Below are 17,589 nucleotides of genomic sequence, written 5' to 3'. Positions count from 1 at the left end.
AGATTCACCCGAATCCGCCGCGGGGTGGATCTTCGGCAAGCGGCGGCATCCCCCGCAAGGCGGATGCGCCGCCAGAAGAAAGCCGTCTCACGCAGTCGGGTCTGGATGCTCGATGTCGAGGCGCACGCGCTGTGCGGCGAAGCGGGTGATGAGGTGCTGCAGAGGGGTGCCGTCGGGGAATGCGTCGAGCGATTCCGTGACGAGGACGATCGCGCCGGCGTCCAACCCCAGCAGGGCGGACTCTGACGCGGTCGCGTGTCGCGCCGAGACGACGGTCGACACGCGCACGTAGTCATCGACGCCGCTGGCACGCAGCGCCGAGGTGACCGAGGCCGTGCGGCGCAGCGAGGCGGCGATGTCGGGGAACTTTGCGGCATCGAACCAGCGCGTGCCGAGCGCGAAGGGCTCCCCGTCGACGGTTCGCAGCGACTCGACACGAACGGCGTCTCCATCGGTGATCTGCAATCTGCGCGCGACGTGCGCCGGAGCGTGTTCCACAGCGCTCTCGATCACTCGGCCGGCGGCGGAACGCTGTCCGCCCAGGCTGGTGGTGAGCCTTGTGCGCATGCCGATGCGGTGCACATGCACTGTGCTGCTCGTCACGAAGGTGCCGCTGCCGCGGCGGGATTCGACGAGTCCGTCGGCGGCGAGGGAGGCGAGCGCCTGCCTTGCGGTGTGCCGATTGACGCCGAATCGCGTCGCAAGCGCGGTCTCGGCTGGCAGTCGGTCGCCGGTATGCAGGTGCCCGTCTGCGATGTCCGCGCGCAGCTCCTCCGCGATGAGGCGCCAGGCGGAATAGCCGGTTGCGCGCGGCGGTACTGCATCGCTCACTGCTTCTCCTCATGCTTGTTCACCGGACGTTCACGCGATCGTCGGCTGTTCGTTCCGCCTTGCAGGTTCCTTGGTTCTCATCTTGCCACTAGCGTTGCAGTTGTCTAGAAAGATAGACAACTTTTCGAGAGGTGAAAATGAATCGGGATGACGACACCGCACGCGCTGAGGCAACACGGCGGCGCACGGCGCGTGTGCTCGCAGGCGCGTCCGAAGCTGACCTGGCGGCGCTGTGGGATGCCTGGCCCGACCGGCCGGAGATCGAGTACGTCCGAGGCCCGGAGGCGGGACTGGTGATGGTGCAGGGCCGCGTCGGCGGCACCGGCGACCGGTTCAACTTCGGGGAGGCCACGGTGAGCCGTGCAACGGTCGTGGCCCGCGGCATCCGGTCAGAGACCGTCGGCACCGCCTATGTTCTGGGCAGTCATCCCGAGCACGCCGGTCTTGCCGCGATCTTCGAGGCGCTGTTGGCAGGTGAGGCGCGCGAGCGCGTCCTCGCAGACGTCATCGTGCCCCTCGAGAATGCCCAGACCGATCGGGATGCCCGCACACAAGCGGATGCGCGCAAGACGGTCGTGGATTTCTTCACTGTTGCGCGCGAGAACGAAGGTCCCGATTACGGAACGGATGACGAGGACGACGAATGACGACTCACTTGGACTCGCGGATGCCTGGCACAGGGCGCCATCTTCCCGGCTTCGCCGACCCGGTGCAGGACGCACAGCTGATCTTCCGCGCAACCCTCGCCGCTCTCGCCCGCCCGACTCTCACTCAGGACTTCGTGCCGGCGACGCAGCCGCCAGCACCGCTCAGCGCGGCGACGGGGGCTGTGCTGCTGGCGCTGTGCGACGAGCAGACTCCGATCTGGCTCGACAGCGTGCTGCGCGCGTCCGATGATGTCTGCGCGTGGCTGCGTTTCCACACCGGAGCACGCCTCGTCGATGCCGAGAGCGATGCCCTCTTCGTCGTCGCATCGTCCCCATCCACCGCACCGCGTCTCACCGAGCTCGCCGCGGGCACGGACGAGGAACCGCACCGCTCAGCGACGCTCGTGATCGACGCCACTGGTGCCCCCGGAATCGGCAGGCTCACCGCGACCGGTCCCGGCGTGAACGGCTCCGTCGACTGGGATGGTGCCGGCCTCCCGGCTGGATTCCTCGCGCAGTGGCAGGAGAATCACGCACGCTTCCCTCGCGGCGTGGATGTCATCCTCACCGATCACGAATCGATCCGGGGTCTGCCCCGCAGCACACGGCTGCAGGGCGCCGAGAACAGGAGCGTCTGATGTACGTCGCCGTCAAGGGAGGCGAGAAGGCGATCGCCAACGCGCACGCCCTCCTCGCCCAGCGTGGACGTGGCGAGGAATCCGCCGCACGCATCGACTACGAGCAGGTACGCGACCAGATGGGCGTGCTCGTCTCGCGCGTGATGGCGGAGGGTTCACTCTACGACCCGGACCTCGCTGCGAAAGCGCTGCTGCAAGCCCAGGGCGATGTGCTCGAGGCCGTGACGCTGATGCGCTCGTACCGCACGACGTTGCCCCGCTTCGGGGTGACCATCGCGATCGACACCGCGGGCCTTCCACCGGAGCGGCGCGTGTCGGCGACCTTCAAGGACATCCCCGGCGGTCAGCAGCTCGGCGCGACCTTCGACTACACGCACCGACTGCTTGCCGACGATCTCGACGACGTCGATGATCTCGACGCCTTCGAGCCGGCAGGAGACCAGCTTGATGGCGAGCCGATGCCGCGGGTTACGGATCTGCTGGGCGTCGACGCGCTCATCGAGCCGGACCGGCCGGAGGGCGAGGACTGGACGGATCCGGATCCTGCTGACCTGACTCGCGAGCCCACATCGCACCCGATGAGCCGCGCCGAACGGCTGCAGGCGCTCAGCCGTGGCGACGAGGGCTTCCTGCTGTCGCTCGGCTATTCCACGCAGCGCGGCTTCGGCCGCACCCACCCCTTCGTGGGTGAGGTTCGAGTGGGCGAAGTCGAGATTGAGTTCGACGCCCCCGAGATCGGTCATGCCGTTCCGATCGGCCGCATCGAGGTCACCGAGTGTCAGATGGTGAGCCAGTTCGTCGGCGGTGCGGATCGTCCGCCTCAGTTCACCCGTGGCTACGGACTCGTCTTCGGCCGCGGCGAGCGCAAGGCCATGTCGATGTCGCTCGTCGATCGTTCGCTGCGGCACGAGGAGTTCGGCGAGCTCGCGAATGCGCCAGCCCAGGACGAGGAGTTCGTGATCAGCCATGCCGATAACGTGCAGGCGACCGGATTCGTGGAGCACCTGAAGCTCCCGCACTACGTCGACTTCCAGGGGGAGTTGGTGCTGCTGCGCCAGCTGAATCAGGACTTCCGCAAGCGCAGAATCTCCCAACAGCGCATCTCCGAACAACAGAGAGTCGCCGCAGAAGCACAGGAACAGGAGCAGGACGCATGAGTGCGCCGCGCATCGTCTACAACGAGGGCTACCTCGACGAGCAGACCAAGCGTGTGGTGCGCAGGGCGCTGCTGAAGGGCGTCGCCATTCCGGGGTTCCAGGTGCCGTTCGCCTCAAGGGAGGTCCCGATGCCGCGCGGCTGGGGCACCGGCGGCGTGCAGGTGACGGCATCCATCATCGGACCATCCGACACCCTCAAGGTGATCGATCAGGGCGCGGACGACACGACCAACGCGGTCTCGATCCGGCAGTTCTTCGAGAAGGTCGCCGGCACCAGTGTCACTACGCGCACCGATGAGGCGACCGTCATCCAGACCCGCCACCGCATCCCCGAGACGCCATTGGGCGACGGACAGATCATCGTCTATCAGGTGCCGATTCCCGAGCCGCTGCGCTTCCTCGAACCGCGCGAGACCGAGACCAGGCGGCTGCACGCCCTCGAAGAATACGGCCTGATGTACGTCAAGCTTTACGAGGACATCGCCCGATACGGTCACTTCGCGACCACCTACGACTACCCGGTGCTCGTGAACGACCGCTACGTCATGGCGCCGTCACCGATCCCGAGCTTCGACAACTCGAAGATGCATCAGAGCCCCGCTTTGCAACTGTTCGGCGCCGGCCGTGAGAAGCGCATCTACGCGATCCCGCCGTACACGGATGTGGTGAGTCTCGGCTTCGAGGACTTCCCCTTTGAGCCGCAGCGCTTCGACACGCCCTGCGAGATCTGCGCGTCCGAGGGCGTATACCTCGATGAGGTCGTCATGGACGACCGCGGCGCCGTGATGTACGTGTGCAGCGACACCGATCACTGCGAGCGCACCGCCGCTCGGAAGGAGGCACTGCTGTGAAAGGCGACGCAGACACGACGGACGAGCAACCGCTGCTGAGCGTGACGGACGCGGGGCACGCCTACGGCGATACCTTCGGATGCCGGAACGTGAGCTTCGACCTGTGGCCGGGGGAGGTGCTCGCGATCGTCGGGGAGTCCGGCTCGGGCAAGTCGACGCTGCTCGGGATGCTGTCGCAGCGCCAAAGCATTGATGAGGGCACCGTGCAGTACCGCACGGCCTCCGCTGGCGGGCCCGCCGAGCTCGTCGACCTCGCCTCTCTCAGCGAGCGTGAGGTTCGACGGCTGTGGCGCACCGAGTGGGGCTACGTGCACCAGAACGCGATCGACGGGCTGCGCATGCACGTCAGCGCTGGCGGTAACATCGGCGAGCCGCTCATGGCGAACGGATGGCGTCACTACGGCCAGATCCGGGAGCAGGCCGAGCAGTGGCTCGCTCGCGTCGAGATTCCGATCGACCGTATCGATGACGCGCCGATCACCTTCTCCGGCGGCATGCGCCAGCGTGTGCAGATCGCCCGCAACCTCGTGTTCGGGCCGCGACTGGTCTTCATGGATGAGCCGACGAGCGGCCTCGACGTGTCGGTGCAGGCGCGTCTGCTCGATCTCATCCGCTCACTCGTCGCCGATCTCGGTCTCGCCGTGGTGATCGTCACCCATGACCTCGCGGTGGCGCGGCTCATCTCGCACCGCACGCTCGTGATGAAGGATGGCGCGGTCATCGAATCCGGGCTGACGGATCGCGTGCTTGACGATCCGCAGGCCGCGTACACCCAGCTCCTCGTCTCCTCGATCCTTCAGGACTGACATGAACCAGAAAAGTGACATGACCTCCGATCCGGTGCTCAGCGTGCAGGACGTCTCGAAGAGCTTCACCCTGCACCTGCAGGGCGCGCAGCAGCTGCCGGTGGTGAGCGGACTGACCTTCGACGTGCCGCGCGGCACCTGCGTGGTGCTCGGCGGGGAGTCCGGATCAGGTAAGAGCTCGGTGATGAAGATGGTCTACGGCAGCTACGGCGTCGACTCCGGACGCATTCTGCTGGCCCAAGACAGCGGAGAGCTCGACCTGGCGACGGCGCAGCCGCGTCAGGTACTCGCCGCCAGGCGCTCCACGATGGGCTATGTGAGCCAGTTCCTGCGAGCGGTGCCGCGTGTGCCGGCGATCGACGTCGTGGCCGAGCCGCTCGTCGAGCGCGGTGTGGATCGCGAGACCGCGCGTGAGCGGGCAGGCGAGCTACTCGCGCGCCTGACAATCCCGGAGCGACTCTGGCAGCTGCCGCCGGCGACCTTTTCCGGCGGTGAGCGCCAGCGCGTGAACATCGCGCGCGGTTTCGTCCTCGAGCGCTCGCTGCTCCTGCTCGACGAGCCGACCGCATCCCTCGACGCCCGCAACCGCGAGGTCGTCATCGGTCTGGTCCGCGAAAGCCTCGCGCGGGGCGTCGGAATCCTTGCGATCTTCCACGACGCCGATGTGCGGGACGCCGTGGCGGATGCGACCGTCGACGTGCAGCGGTTCGCTCCTGCTGCAGCCATGGCGGGAGTTGCCGCGTGACACGCTACGCGGTGTACGCCGTGCCAGGGGTGCTCGGCGAGGGCGATGACCCCGCGGCCGTCCGCCTGAGAAGCGCAGTCGAGGCCTGGTACACGCAGGAATCGTTCCGCGACCTCACGGTGGATGCACGTCGCTACGGCTTCCACGGCACGCTCAAAGCACCCTTCCGTCTGGCGGAGGGACGGGCCGAGGCGGAACTGCGTGACGCTGCCGAGGACTTTGCGTCCGCACGCGCATCGGTCGTCCTGCCAGGGCTTCAGGCCCGCAGCTTGGGCGGGTTCCGCGCACTGCTCCTGCACGGCGACGAGACCGGCATCCGGTCACTCGCCGACGAGGCGGTGCGCTCGTTCGATGAGTTTCGTGCGGCACCGGATGCCGCTGACATCCGCCGTCGTCGGCCAGAGAAGCTGCCACCGCGGCAGCGGGAGCTCTTCGAGCAGTGGGGCTACCCCTATGTGCTCGACGAGTTCCGCTTTCACCTGACGCTCACCGATCGCATCCGACTCGAGCGAGAGAGCGAAATCGACGAGGCCCTCGCCGAGCACTTCGCCGCTGCGCCGACGGACGTTGTCCTCCGCTCGATCGCGCTGTTCGTCGAGCCCGAACCCGGGGCTGCGTTCGAACTGCTCTCCGTCCACCCGCTCAGCGCTCATGATTCCGAACGCGCCACTGATTCCGAACGCGCCCCTGAATTCGACACCGACCCGCAGGAGACCGTCTGATGCCGTCCACGATTCTCACCAACGCCCACATCGTCCTCGGCGACGAGGTGATTCACGGATCGCTGAGAGTGGAAGGCGGAGTTATCGCCGAGATCTCCGATGACCCGACTCTTCCCGGCATCGATCTGGCCGGCGACTATCTCATGCCCGGCATCGTGGAGCTGCACACAGACCAGGTCGAGACGCATTTTCAGCCCCGACCGAAGCGCTACTGGGATCCGATCACCGCGGTGATCGCCCACGACGCGCAGATGGCAGCGTCTGGGATGACGACCGTGCTCGATGCTCTGCGCATCGGCACTGGGCCGACCGATGGCAACCGTATGGCGGCGAACGCGCGGCTGCTCGTCGACGCGGTCATCCACGCGGCTGAGTCGGGGCTGCTGCGGGCTGATCACTTCGTACACCTGCGCTGCGAGGTCTCCACACCTGATGTGGTGGAGGTCTTCGACGAGGTCGGAGCACACGAGCGCGTGCGGATGGTCTCGCTCATGGACCACACTCCTGGTCAGCGCCAGTATGCGGACGTCGAGGCATTCCGCACCTACATGGTCGGCAAAGGGCGGCTGGCCGACTCAGAGTTCGACTCGCACGTCGAGGAGTTGCATCGGCTGTCGGCACAGTACGCAGACCCGCACCGGCGGTTGATGGCTGAACGCGCCACCGCACGGGGCATCACGATGGCAGCTCACGACGACGCAACGCAGGCGCATGTGGACGAAGCATCGGCGCTGGGCGTGCGGATCTCGGAGTTCCCCACGACAGTCGATGCCGCGGTGGCGGCGCGGGCTGCCGGCCAGCTCGTGGTGTCCGGCGCGCCGAACATCGTGCGCGGGGGATCACACTCCGGAAACGTCGCGGCCGTCGACCTGGTGCGAGCGGGTCTGCTTGACATTCTCTCGAGCGATTACGTGCCGGCGAGTTCGCTCCAGGCCGCGTTCGTGCTGGTCGCTCGTGGCGACGCGACTCTGCCGCAGGCCTCGAGGCTCCTCAGCGCGAACCCGGCTCGTGCGGTCGGCCTTGACGACCGCGGGGTCATCGAGCCCGGCCTGCGAGCGGACCTGATCCGCGTGCATGCCTACGAGGGAGCATCGAGCGAACAGCATCCGCTTGGGTCCGCAGTGCCGGTGGTACGGAGCGTCTGGCGCGAGGGCGAGCGGGTCGCATGAGCGGCGCAATCGTTGCGGTGGTCGGCGCGAGCGGATCTGGCAAGGACTCGGTCATCGACTCTGCCCGCGCACTGCTCACCGAAAACGCAGTGCGCACCGACGGCGCCGCCCCCACCGACGGATGCACCGGATTCGTCTTCCCTCGCCGGCTCATCACGCGACCGGTAGGGCCAGGCGAAGACCATGTACCCATAAGCGTCGCCGACTTCGCGAGGATCGAGGACGAGGGCGGATTCGCGCTGAGCTGGCGTGCACACGGGCTTTCGTACGGAGTGCCCGCCGCGGTCCTTGACGCAGTGCGAGGCGGCGACGTCGTGGTCGTGAATGTCACACGAGGGGTACTGCAGGGGCTTGCCGAGCGCTTCGTACGTTCCGCCGTGGTCCGCATCTCCGTGCCTGAGGAGCTGCGCCGTGCGCGCATCGCCGACCGCGGTCGGGAGGTGGATGCCGACATCCACGCGCGGATGAGCAGGGCCGATCCGTCCCCGAATTTTCCTGTCGACCTTGAGATCGTCAACGACTGCGCTCTCGAAGACGCCGGTCGCACGTTCGCCGACTTCCTGAACACCCTGTCTTCGCGCCTCGCCGATCACACCGAGGGCGTGGCGGCGGGGCAATAAGCTCGGAGCATGGGCAAGGCGGATGACGACGGGATGCTGCGAGCTCTCGCGCTCGCCGCAGAAGCTGCAGCTGCGGGGGAAGTGCCCGTCGGCGCGGTCGTGCTCGACGGCTCCGGTCGCATCATCGCCGAGGGGCGCAACATCCGCGAGGAGACGTACGACCCGACCGGACACGCCGAGGTCGTCGCGCTGCGGCAGGCCGCGGCATCCATCGGGTCATGGAATCTAGAAGGTCACACGCTCGTGGTCACCCTTGAGCCGTGTGTGATGTGCGCGGGGGCGATCCTGCAGTCGCGAATCGGGCGGGTGGTGTTCGGTGCCTGGGATGAGAAGGCAGGAGCCGCGGGGTCGATGTACGACGTGCTGCGCGACCGTCGGCTGCCGTACCGCGCCGAGGTCATCGGGGGAGTTGCAGAGGAGTCCGCGACCGCACTCCTGCGCGACTTCTTCGAACAGCGTCGCTGACCGTCCGAGGCCTTGAGGCGGGTCAGTCGGCAGACTTCAGCACGAACGCATCGGTCGGGGGCTCCGGATCGATTGCCGGACGGTAGATATCCGGCTCGATGTAGATCGCACGGGCGACGGGAACGGCATCCCGAATCTGCTTCTCGATGTGATTGATGTCGTCTGCGGCTTCGCGCACAGTCTTGTCCGAGGTCAGCGCGATCTTCGCAGCCACCAGGAGTTCATCCGGACCGAGGTACAGCGTCTTGAGGTGGATGATCTTTTCCACGTCGGGGCATCCGACGATGGCATCCATGATCAGGTCGAGATCGGCCTGGTTCGCGCCCTCGCCGACCAGGAGGCTCTTTGTCTCGATGCCGAGAACCAGCGCGATCAGCACGAGCAGCACACCGATGGCGAGCGTACCGAGGGCGTCAAACACGCTGTTGCCGGTGATGACGGTGAGCCCGACACCGAGGAGCGCGAAGGTCAGACCCGTGAGAGCGCCGACATCTTCCAGCAGCACGATGGGCAGCTCTGGGGCCTTCGAGCGTCGCACGAACGACACCCAGGACTGCCCGCGCTCGCGCACCAGGTTGCTCTCTTTCACCGCGGTGCGTAGTGAGAACGACTCCAGCCCGATCGCGATGACGAGCACGACGAGCGGCAGCCACCACCACACCGGATCAAGCGCGTGCGGGTGCGTGAGCTTGTCGATGCCCTCGTAGATCGCGAACAGCCCACCGACCGAGAACAGGATGATCGACACCACGAAGGCGTACACATAGCGCTCGCGCCCGTACCCGAACGGATGATCGCGGTCTGCGGAGCGCTTGGCTTTGCGTCCGCCGAGCATGAGCAGCAGCTGGTTGCCGGAGTCGGCGACCGAGTGGATCGCCTCTGCAAGCATCGAGGCAGAACCGGAGAGCGCCCACGCCACGAACTTCGCAATTGCGATGCCCAAGTTCGCCAGGAACGCCGCGAGGATCGCCTTGCCACCACCGGATGCACTCATGCCGCGATTCTAGTTCCGCACGTGGGGAAGTGTAGGAGCACCTTCGGCGTCGTCGGATGCCGCGAATAGGATGGCCGCATGGCTGAATCGCTTCCTTCTCTCGCGTTCCTTGGTGCCGGATCCATGGGTGGAGCCATTCTGCACGGCGTCGTCGCCTCTGGGCTCGAGGTCGACGGTGGCATCATCGCGACCAATCGCACGGCCGCGAAGGCCGCGAGTCTCGCAGGCCTCGAGGGCGTGACGGCGATTGCGCTAGACGAGCAGCCGACCGGAAATACGGCTGCTGCGGCTGCTGCCCGCATCATTCTTGTCGGAGTGAAGCCGGCGATGGTCCCCGACCTGCTGCGCGAGATCGCGCCTGCTGTGCGAGACGATGCGATCGTCGTGAGCCTTGCCGCCGGCGTCACTCTGGCGACGTTCGCCGAGCACCTCGGCGCTGATGTCAGTGTCATTCGTTCGATGCCGAACACCCCGTCCACCGTAGGCAAGGGTGTCACGGGGCTTGCCGCCGGGGCTGCGGCATCGGCTGAGGATCTCGCGGTCGTTCGCCGCTTGTTCGAACTGGTCGGGGCCGTGGTCGACGTACCAGAAGACAAGATCGATGCGCTGTCCACCATCTCCGGCTCGGGTCCTGCCTACGTGTTCCTGCTCATCGAGGAGCTTACGAAGGCGGCGATCGGCAAGGGCTTCAGCGAGGCGGATGCTCGTCTGATGGCAGAGCAGACCTTCATCGGCGCGGCCGCTCTGCTTGCGGCGTCCGGAGAGAACCCCGCCGAGCTGCGTCGCCGAGTGACGAGCCCGAAGGGCACCACGGAGCGGGCGATCGCGGTGCTGCAGGACGCCCATCTCGATCAGGTCTTCGCCGAGGCGACGGACGCTGCGCTGGCGCGCGCGAGAGAGATGGCCGCGGGGAACTGATCGCGGGCGGTTACCTGTCGAGGCTGGCGAATCGCTCGATATCGCTGTTGGTGCCCGAGACGATGATCAAGTCATGGTTCGTGACGACGGTGTCGGCCTCGGCATAGCGGAATGGCTTGCCGGGGCTCTTCACACCCACGACCGTGACCTTGTACTTCGAACGCACGCCCGACTCGTTCAGCCCGACGCCGCGAATGAACTTAGGCGGGTACATCTTCGCCAGCACGAAGTCGTCGTCGAAACGGATGAAGTCCAGCATCCGGCCGCTGACGAGGTGCGCGACGCGTTCGCCGGCCTCGCGCTCGGGGTAGATGACGTGGTTTGCGCCCACGCGAGCGAGGATCTTGCCGTGCGACTGAGAAACAGCCTTGGCCCAGATCTGCGGGACCTTCAGGTCGACGAGATTCGCTGTAATGAGCACGGATGCCTCGATGAGCGAGCCGACCGCAACGACAGCGACCTGAAAATCCTGCGCGCCGATCTGCTTGAGGGCATCGATGTTGCGGGCATCGCCTTGCACGGTGTGCGTGACTCGATCTGACCACTTCTGGACGAGCTCGAGACTCTCGTCCATCGCGAGCACCTCGCGATCGAGACGGTCGAGCTCTCCCGCGCACGCAGCGCCGAATCGACCGAGTCCGATCACAAGCACGGGAGCATCTCCCCGGAGCGCTTCAACCAACGATCGGCCTTTCCACGGGCAGCGAGTAGAGCTGCGAACGCGATGTCGCGGCGACTGCCGCGGCGAGAGTCACTGTACCAATGCGCCCCATGAAGATGGTGACGGCCATGACGTAGGTGGCAGAATCAGGCAGTTCCGCGGTCAGGCCCGTCGAGAGCCCGACGGTACCGAACGCGGAAATCACGTCGAAGAGTACATGTTCGAGCGGGGCCTTCGTGAGCTGCGTGATGATGATGGTCGACAGCGCGACAATCGTCGCGCCCCACGCCACAACGCTGAGCGCGACGCGCTGCACGTCGCTTGGGATGCGGCGACCGAACGCCTCCACGGACTGACGTCCGCGTGCCTCGGACCACACGGCGATGGCAAGGACGGCGAGAGTGGTGACCTTGATACCACCCGCTGTCGATGCCGAGCCGCCGCCGACGAACATGAGCATCGACATGACGAGCGTGGAGGAGCCGTTCAGATCAGCGATCTCGATCACGCTGAACCCTCCGGATCGGGTCATCGCAGAGAGGAAGAACGCCTGGAACGTGGTGTCTCCAGCGTCCATCGAACCGAATGTGAGTGGGTTGTCGTACTCGAGAATGAGGAAGACTGCGGCTCCGGCGATGAACAGGATCACCGTCGTGATCAGCGTGAGCTTGGAGTGCAGCGACCAGCGTTTCACGTGCCAGTGGTGCTTGGCGAGCGTGTAGATCACCGGGAAGCCGATACTGCCGAGGAAGACGCTCACCATGAGCACGGTGAGAACGAAGTAGTCATCGGCGAACTCGGCAACGCCGGTGGCGTTCGGCGCGAAACCGGTGTTGGTGAACGACATCGCCGCGTAGTACGGAGCTTCCCAGAGGGCGGCGAGCGGCGGAATGCCTGCCATCAGCAGGCCGGGGTAGAGCAGCGCCGCCACAATGAGCTCAATCACCAGCAGCGACATCGCGACGGTCGTCAACAACTGCCCGACCTCACCGAGCCTCACCGTCTGACCCTCGTTGACGACGCCACCATGAGCGCGCAGCGGGTTGGTGTCTCCGGCCGCCATCAGCTTGGCGCGCAGCCCGAGCCTCTTCGAGATCACAAGGCCCAGCAGTGATGCCAGGGTCAACACGCCCATGCCGCCGATATTCACCCCGAGGAAGATCAGCACATGTCCGAACGGCGACCAGTGTGTTGCCATGTCGACGGTGGCGAGGCCGGTGACGCAAATCGTCGACACGGCAGTGAACAGCGCATCGCTGATCGGCGTGATCGTGCCGGACGCTGAGGCCAACGGCAGTGAGAAAAGGCCGGTGAAAAGCAAGATCAGAGCGACGAAGATGGCGATCGCAAAGCGTGACGGTGACGAGGTGATGAGCCGGCGAATGAAGTGCCAGAGATCGCCCGCACGCGTGCGCGACGACGACGACAGTCCAATGCTGGACATCGAGACCCTCCCTGAGCTTCTTCTGAGATACCCGTCGAGGATCGTTCGACAAGTCATCGACATGGTACTCCGCGACCGGGGCGACTAACCTGATCTCATGACCGACATCTTCGACGTGATCGCAGACGGCACCAGGCGCGATATTCTTCAGCTCCTCCTGCGCCGGTCATCTGAGGAAGACGCCGGCATCAGCGTCTCGCACATCGTCAGCGAACTCGGAATCAGCCAGCCGACGGTGTCGAAGCACCTTAAGGTTCTGCGCGAAGCAGAGCTGGTGAGCGTGCGCGAAGACGGGCAGCGTCGCTTCTACAGCATCGATGTTGGGCCGCTCGAGGTCGTTGACGATTGGCTCGTGCCCTTCCTCGTCGACGCCTTCGGCGACGACGCACCAGACATCGATTTCTCTCTCGTCCCGCTTCCCGATGGTGCCGCGCACGCCGCCGAGGTCTTCGGCCGCGCCGCGGCATCCGCAAAGCATGTCGTCACCACGGCGCTCAAGCGCCTCGGGACCTGAGCCGCACGCAGCCCAGGTCCCGAATACCGCGCTGTTTCAGCGCTGACCGGCCTTCCGGCGGAACAGCCGCGCGCCCCACACCACGGCGACCGCAAGGATGCCGACGCACCACGCGATCGCCCACCACGGTTCGGCATTCAGTGGTGTGCCCATCAGGAGCCCGCGGATCGTCTCGACAATTGGAGTGATCGGCTGGTTCGCCGCGATCGGCTGCAGCCACTGCGGCATGCTCGCGACCGGCACGAAGGCGCTGGACAGATACGGCAGGAACAGCAGCACGAAGCCGTAGCCGTTCGCACCCTCCGGCGAACCTGCCGCAAGCCCGATCGCGGCGAACAGGTAGGTGATCGCCAGGATGTACAGCGCGATGAGCGCCGCGGCGGCGATCCATTCGGCGAGATTCGCATTCGGGCGGAACCCGACAAGCGCGCCAACCCCGATCACGATTGCGGTGGCGACGAGGTTGCGCACCAGGCTGGCCACCACGTGTCCGGTGAGGACGGCCCCTGCGCGCAGCGGCATCGTACGGAATCGGTCGATGATGCCGGTGCGCATATCGTTCGCGACGGAGACTGCCGTCGAGGAGGCACCGAATCCTGCGCACAGGATGATGATGCCCGGCACGACATAGTCGACATAGTCGCCTGAGGAATCGATGGCCCCGCCGAAGATCCAGGTGAACATCAGCATGAGCATCACCGGCAGCATGATCCCCATCAGTAGAGATTCGCCGTCGCGCAATGAGTGCCGAAGGCTCCTGCCCACGAAGACACGCTCCGCGGAGATACCTCGCAATGGTGGGCGGACGGACGGGGGAGCGGATGCCGCGGTAGCGGCGAGTGCGGTGGTCATGCGATCTCCTTCACAGGGGTCCTGTCGGTGGACTTAGCGGCGCTCGTGACGGCGAGAAACACGTCGTCCAGCGTCGGGCGGCGCAGCGTCACGACCCCGTCTGTGCCCTGCTGGTCGAGTAGATCGAGCGCTCGCCGCAGATCGGAGACGGTGCCGTCAGTGGCGATCTCTCGGAGCAGTTCGCCATGCTCGTCGTGGAGTTCGACGGTGTCGCCGCCGATGCGAGCTTTCAACGCTGCAGCGGTGCCGAGCGCGGCGATGCGTCCCTCGTGCAGCACCGCGATACGGTCGGCGAGCTGGTCGGCCTCCTCGAGATACTGCGTGGTGATGAACACCGTGGTTCCGGCCGCGGCGAGGGAGCGAATGATGTCCCAGAGGTCGCGACGGCTGCGAGTGTCGAGGCCGGTGGTCGGTTCGTCGAGGAACAGCACCTCCGGCGTCACGACGAAGCTCAGCGCCAGGTCGAGCCTGCGGCGCATGCCTCCGGAGAAGGTGCTGACTTTGCGGGCCGCGGCATCCAGGAGGGCGAAATGAGTGAGCAACTCCGTCGCGCGTCGGTGGGCGGCCGTGCGTCCTAGACCGCACAGACGACCGAACATCACGACGTTCTCAAAGGCAGTGAGCACGTCGTCCACCGCGGCGGACTGGCCGGTGAGACTGATTCGTCGTTGCACCTGCGTGGGCTCGGATGCCACGTCGAATCCGCCGACGCTCGCGGTGCCGGCATCCGCCTTGACGAGCGTCGTGAGGATATTGATGGCGGTGGTCTTGCCCGCGCCGTTCGGGCCGAGCAGAGCGAACACCTCGCCGCGCGCGACGGTGAGATCGAGGCCGTCGAGAACGGTCTGAGCGCCGAAGCTCTTGCGGAGCCCTCGGACATCAATGGCTGGTGTGGTCATGAGCAGATCTTTCTGTGTAGGACGCAAACTGTGTATGGCATTAACAACTGTGTATGACCGTAACACACTGTTTACTAAATAAACAGAACTAGGATTGGCGACATGAGTGACATCGAACTGCCAGAGCTCCCGAGAGGGATCGCCCTCGCCTGGGGAGTGGCTGCCAATCCGCAGCGCGGGCCGAAGCGTGAGATGAGCGTCGAGAAGATCGTCGCCGCAGCTGTCGAACTGGCCGATGCGGAAGGGCTTGGCGCGGTGTCGATGGCTGCTGTCGCTGCGTCGCTCGGGTTCACCCCGATGTCGTTGTATCGCTACGTCACAGCGAAGGACGATCTGCTGCTGCTCATGCAGGAGGAAGCGACCGGGCTGCCGCCGGAGGAGCATCGTGAGCAGGAGGGATGGCGCGCGAAGCTGCGCGCGTTGTTCGAGGCGCAGGTGTTGCACTATCTCGCCCATCCCTGGATGCTGTCGCTTCCGATCACAGGGTCGCCGATCACACCGAACAGCTCTGCGTGGATGGATGCAGGGCTGGCGAGCCTCGAAGGCACGCCCCTCACCGACATCGAGCGTCTCGCGGTCGTGCTCACGGTGACGGGAGCTGCCCGCTGGTACGGCATCGTGCTTGCCGGGTACACGCAGCAGGAACGCTCGACGGGGATGTCGTCCGAGCAGATCGCGGTGTACGAGGCAGAGATGTTCGATCGTGTCATCACTGCCGATGAATACCCCGCGCTGCGAAGGGCGATCGATGCAGGTGTCTTTCTGGCGGAAGATGATCCGTTCCGCTTCGGCATCGAGCGTAGCTTCGACGGCATCGAGGCGTACATCGCAGGCCTTGACCGCGGGGATCAGCGCGTGATCACTGATCAGTGGGTCGAGATCGAGCCTCCTGAACTCGCCGTGGATAAGAAGGTTCGCGAGGCGCGAAAAGCCGTGCGAGTGGCAGAGAAGGCTCTGCGTGACGCCCGCAAGATCGAGCGGCAAGTGCTGAAGGATGCACGCGAGCGCCTCGCGCGGGGGCGCTGACCGTGCCCTATTCACACAGGCCACAATCGCCCCGCAGGTTTACACGCGTCCCACCTTCCCTCTAGAGTGTGCTTCAGAGAAAGGGGTAATGGGGATGCCCGAAGTTCCAGATGTTCGATTCCTGACGGTCGCAGAGGTCGCAGAGATCATGCGTGTGTCGAAAATGACCGTCTATCGACTGGTGCACTCCGGTGAGCTGCCGGCGATTCGTTTCGGACGCAGTTACCGCGTGCCAGAGTCGGCAGTTGCCGACGTCCTCCAACGGCCGATCTCAGAGGTCGGCTGACCGTCTCGGCTCGTTCGCCATGGTCGTGCACTTTGCACCGGCCGTGGTTTGATAGAATGATCCGAGGCATTTTCCGTGCCCGTACCCGGGTGTCCGACATACTGCGACGCCCAGCCCCTTGACTTAGTGAGGTTTCCGTGGGTTCTGTCATCAAGAAGCGCCGCAAGCGCATGGCGAAGAAGAAGCATCGCAAGCTGCTTCGTAAGACTCGCCACCAGCGCCGCAACAAGAAGTAAGCGCGGCAAAAGACACAAGCGCCCCCGGCCTGCTCACAGAGCTTGTCGAAGGGGCGCTTCGTGTCTGTATCGCCATTTAAAATCTGTGTCGCCGTTAAAATCAGCCGCCGTTTTATCTCAGAGACACGACCGTGAGGATGTCATGAAGTCGATCAACATCGCAGACCTCGCCGCGCGCGAGAACACCCCGCTCATTGATGTGCGCGAGAAGGACGAGTTCGCGGCAGGGCATGTTCCCGGTGCGGTGAACATTCCGATGTCTGAGATCGCAGACCGACTCGAAGAGCTTCCGGCCGAGGCCTTCGACGTCATCTGCCAGGCCGGCGGGCGCTCCGCACGTGTCGTTCAGGCGCTTGAGCCACGCGGCTATGACGCGACCAACGTCGAAGGCGGCACCGGTGAATGGATCGCCGCCGGTCACCCGGTCGAGGTTCCTGCCGCGTGACGACGATCACGATCATCGGCAAGCCGGGCTGTCACCTGTGCCCCACGGCGCTGGAGATCGTGGAGACCGTGGTGGCTGAGCTGCCTGATGAGATCGGCGACGACATCGAGATCGTCGAACGGTCGATCGAAGACGATCCTGCCCTGTATGAACTTTGGTGGGAGAAGATTCCTGTCGTGCTCATCGACGAGGAACTGCACGCGCACTGGCGGGTTTCCCCCGACCGGCTGCGCCAGAGACTGGAGCAGAAATGACGATTCGCCACGTGGTCACCTGGAAGCTCAAGAGCGAGGATGCTGCGGAGCGCGGCGAGCAGGCTGCCGAGGTCGCTCGGCGTCTGAACGCGCTGGACGGCGTCGTGCCCCAGTTGCTCTCAATCTCGGCGGGTGCGAACGTGGTGTACCCGGATGCGAACTGGGACGTCACGCTGGTCGCCGACTTCGCCTCGGTCGAGACGCTCGAGCAGTATGTGGTGCACCCGGCTCATGAGGATGCCGCGGTGTACATTCGCTCGGTCGTCGCCTCGCGCGTGGCTGTCGACTTCGAGGTCTGAAGCCGCGGCATCCGGCAGGGCTCGCATGAGTGAAACGCAAACGTAACCCTATGAGTGGGTGAGTATGTGTCGCCCCGTGTCAGGATGATCTGCATACCCGTCCGTGGGCT

At 65.4% G+C, this 17,589-nt stretch carries 24 protein-coding genes; 18 read left to right on the top strand and 6 right to left on the bottom strand.

The features are described 5' to 3' along the window. Positions 1-87: 87 nt before the first annotated feature. Entirely contained in the window at positions 88-831 is a 744-nt protein-coding gene (phnF, locus tag AC1C2O_RS08615; RefSeq protein WP_495430016.1) for a phosphonate metabolism transcriptional regulator PhnF, read from the bottom strand. A gap of 137 nt (positions 832-968) precedes the next feature. On the opposite strand from phnF, the gene phnG reads away from it, so the two are divergent. From phnG to tadA, 10 genes are read left to right on the top strand one after another with little or no spacing between them, the layout of a single operon-like run. Next, a complete protein-coding gene (phnG, locus tag AC1C2O_RS08610) occupies positions 969-1,478 on the top strand; it encodes a phosphonate C-P lyase system protein PhnG (RefSeq protein WP_495430015.1) in 510 nt (169 codons plus the stop codon). Then, positions 1,475-2,116, top strand: a complete 642-nt coding sequence (gene phnH / locus AC1C2O_RS08605; protein WP_495430014.1) for a phosphonate C-P lyase system protein PhnH — start codon at positions 1,475-1,477, stop codon at positions 2,114-2,116. The genes phnG and phnH overlap by 4 nt, the downstream gene beginning before the upstream one ends. Next, positions 2,116-3,273 carry a carbon-phosphorus lyase complex subunit gene (locus AC1C2O_RS08600; protein ID WP_495430013.1) on the top strand — a complete coding sequence of 386 codons (1,158 nt, stop codon included), beginning with the start codon at positions 2,116-2,118 and terminating at the stop codon, positions 3,271-3,273. Before phnH ends, AC1C2O_RS08600 begins: the two co-directional genes overlap by 1 nt. Further along, positions 3,270-4,124, top strand: a complete 855-nt coding sequence (locus tag AC1C2O_RS08595; RefSeq protein WP_495430012.1) for an alpha-D-ribose 1-methylphosphonate 5-phosphate C-P-lyase PhnJ — start codon at positions 3,270-3,272, stop codon at positions 4,122-4,124. The genes AC1C2O_RS08600 and AC1C2O_RS08595 overlap by 4 nt, the downstream gene beginning before the upstream one ends. Next, entirely contained in the window at positions 4,121-4,930 is an 810-nt protein-coding gene (phnK, locus tag AC1C2O_RS08590; RefSeq protein WP_495430011.1) for a phosphonate C-P lyase system protein PhnK, read from the top strand. The genes AC1C2O_RS08595 and phnK overlap by 4 nt, the downstream gene beginning before the upstream one ends. Positions 4,931-4,949: 19 nt before the next feature. Beyond that, positions 4,950-5,675 carry a phosphonate C-P lyase system protein PhnL gene (gene phnL / locus AC1C2O_RS08585; protein WP_495430010.1) on the top strand — a complete coding sequence of 242 codons (726 nt, stop codon included), beginning with the start codon at positions 4,950-4,952 and terminating at the stop codon, positions 5,673-5,675. Beyond that, positions 5,672-6,397: a DUF1045 domain-containing protein gene (locus tag AC1C2O_RS08580; protein WP_495430009.1), complete on the top strand. Its 726-nt coding sequence runs from the start codon at positions 5,672-5,674 to the stop codon at positions 6,395-6,397. Before phnL ends, AC1C2O_RS08580 begins: the two co-directional genes overlap by 4 nt. Beyond that, positions 6,397-7,566 carry an alpha-D-ribose 1-methylphosphonate 5-triphosphate diphosphatase gene (locus AC1C2O_RS08575; protein WP_495430008.1) on the top strand — a complete coding sequence of 390 codons (1,170 nt, stop codon included), beginning with the start codon at positions 6,397-6,399 and terminating at the stop codon, positions 7,564-7,566. Before AC1C2O_RS08580 ends, AC1C2O_RS08575 begins: the two co-directional genes overlap by 1 nt. Then, positions 7,563-8,186 carry a ribose 1,5-bisphosphate phosphokinase PhnN gene (locus AC1C2O_RS08570; RefSeq protein WP_495430007.1) on the top strand — a complete coding sequence of 208 codons (624 nt, stop codon included), beginning with the start codon at positions 7,563-7,565 and terminating at the stop codon, positions 8,184-8,186. Before AC1C2O_RS08575 ends, AC1C2O_RS08570 begins: the two co-directional genes overlap by 4 nt. A 9-nt stretch (positions 8,187-8,195) precedes the next feature. Continuing rightward, positions 8,196-8,651, top strand: coding sequence for a tRNA adenosine(34) deaminase TadA (gene tadA / locus AC1C2O_RS08565; protein WP_495430006.1), 456 nt, complete (start codon positions 8,196-8,198; stop codon positions 8,649-8,651). 22 nt (positions 8,652-8,673) lie between these two features. Here the strand turns inward: tadA and AC1C2O_RS08560 are convergent, their stop codons facing one another. Beyond that, a complete protein-coding gene (locus AC1C2O_RS08560; protein WP_495430005.1) occupies positions 8,674-9,645 on the bottom strand; it encodes a cation diffusion facilitator family transporter in 972 nt (323 codons plus the stop codon). A 78-nt stretch (positions 9,646-9,723) separates the two neighbouring features. Here AC1C2O_RS08560 and proC point away from each other — a divergent pair, with 78 nt between their 5' ends. Continuing rightward, positions 9,724-10,563: a pyrroline-5-carboxylate reductase gene (gene proC / locus AC1C2O_RS08555; protein WP_495430004.1), complete on the top strand. Its 840-nt coding sequence runs from the start codon at positions 9,724-9,726 to the stop codon at positions 10,561-10,563. A 10-nt stretch (positions 10,564-10,573) separates the two neighbouring features. On the opposite strand, the gene AC1C2O_RS08550 is transcribed toward proC, so the two are convergent. Beyond that, on the bottom strand, positions 10,574-11,245 hold the full coding sequence (locus tag AC1C2O_RS08550) for a potassium channel family protein (protein WP_495430003.1): 672 nt from the start codon (positions 11,243-11,245) through the stop codon (positions 10,574-10,576). Further along, on the bottom strand, positions 11,238-12,668 hold the full coding sequence (locus tag AC1C2O_RS08545; RefSeq protein ID WP_495430002.1) for a TrkH family potassium uptake protein: 1,431 nt from the start codon (positions 12,666-12,668) through the stop codon (positions 11,238-11,240). The genes AC1C2O_RS08550 and AC1C2O_RS08545 overlap by 8 nt, the downstream gene beginning before the upstream one ends. Positions 12,669-12,765: 97 nt before the next feature. On the opposite strand from AC1C2O_RS08545, the gene AC1C2O_RS08540 reads away from it, so the two are divergent. Further along, positions 12,766-13,182: an ArsR/SmtB family transcription factor gene (locus AC1C2O_RS08540; protein WP_495430001.1), complete on the top strand. Its 417-nt coding sequence runs from the start codon at positions 12,766-12,768 to the stop codon at positions 13,180-13,182. A gap of 36 nt (positions 13,183-13,218) precedes the next feature. Here AC1C2O_RS08540 and AC1C2O_RS08535 read toward each other — a convergent pair whose 3' ends face one another. Then, a complete protein-coding gene (locus tag AC1C2O_RS08535; RefSeq protein ID WP_495430000.1) occupies positions 13,219-14,034 on the bottom strand; it encodes an ABC transporter permease in 816 nt (271 codons plus the stop codon). Then, the gene (locus AC1C2O_RS08530; protein ID WP_495429999.1) at positions 14,031-14,933 is read right to left on the bottom strand and encodes an ATP-binding cassette domain-containing protein; all 903 of its coding nucleotides are present in this window, start codon (positions 14,931-14,933) and stop codon (positions 14,031-14,033) included. Before AC1C2O_RS08530 ends, AC1C2O_RS08535 begins: the two co-directional genes overlap by 4 nt. A 102-nt stretch (positions 14,934-15,035) precedes the next feature. Between AC1C2O_RS08530 and AC1C2O_RS08525 the strand changes: the two genes are divergently transcribed. The 6 genes from AC1C2O_RS08525 to AC1C2O_RS08500 all read left to right on the top strand — a co-directional run bounded on the left by AC1C2O_RS08525 (position 15,036) and on the right by AC1C2O_RS08500 (position 17,479). Beyond that, positions 15,036-15,959, top strand: coding sequence for a TetR/AcrR family transcriptional regulator (locus AC1C2O_RS08525; RefSeq protein WP_495429998.1), 924 nt, complete (start codon positions 15,036-15,038; stop codon positions 15,957-15,959). A gap of 94 nt (positions 15,960-16,053) precedes the next feature. Beyond that, positions 16,054-16,245 carry a helix-turn-helix domain-containing protein gene (locus AC1C2O_RS08520; protein ID WP_495429997.1) on the top strand — a complete coding sequence of 64 codons (192 nt, stop codon included), beginning with the start codon at positions 16,054-16,056 and terminating at the stop codon, positions 16,243-16,245. 137 nt (positions 16,246-16,382) lie between these two features. Beyond that, positions 16,383-16,481: a 30S ribosomal protein bS22 gene (locus AC1C2O_RS08515; protein ID WP_003792170.1), complete on the top strand. Its 99-nt coding sequence runs from the start codon at positions 16,383-16,385 to the stop codon at positions 16,479-16,481. Between the two features lie 142 nt (positions 16,482-16,623). Next, positions 16,624-16,926, top strand: coding sequence for a rhodanese-like domain-containing protein (locus AC1C2O_RS08510; RefSeq protein ID WP_495429996.1), 303 nt, complete (start codon positions 16,624-16,626; stop codon positions 16,924-16,926). Beyond that, the gene (locus AC1C2O_RS08505) at positions 16,923-17,180 is read left to right on the top strand and encodes a glutaredoxin family protein (RefSeq protein ID WP_495429995.1); all 258 of its coding nucleotides are present in this window, start codon (positions 16,923-16,925) and stop codon (positions 17,178-17,180) included. Before AC1C2O_RS08510 ends, AC1C2O_RS08505 begins: the two co-directional genes overlap by 4 nt. Next, positions 17,177-17,479: a Dabb family protein gene (locus tag AC1C2O_RS08500; RefSeq protein WP_495429994.1), complete on the top strand. Its 303-nt coding sequence runs from the start codon at positions 17,177-17,179 to the stop codon at positions 17,477-17,479. The genes AC1C2O_RS08505 and AC1C2O_RS08500 overlap by 4 nt, the downstream gene beginning before the upstream one ends. The last annotated feature ends 110 nt before the right edge of the window (positions 17,480-17,589 follow it).

The sequence above is a fragment of the Microbacterium sp. Y355 genome, from assembly GCF_059445345.1.
Note: the sequence above shows the minus strand (reverse complement) of the source record. Positions and strands in the feature narration are given on the sequence as shown.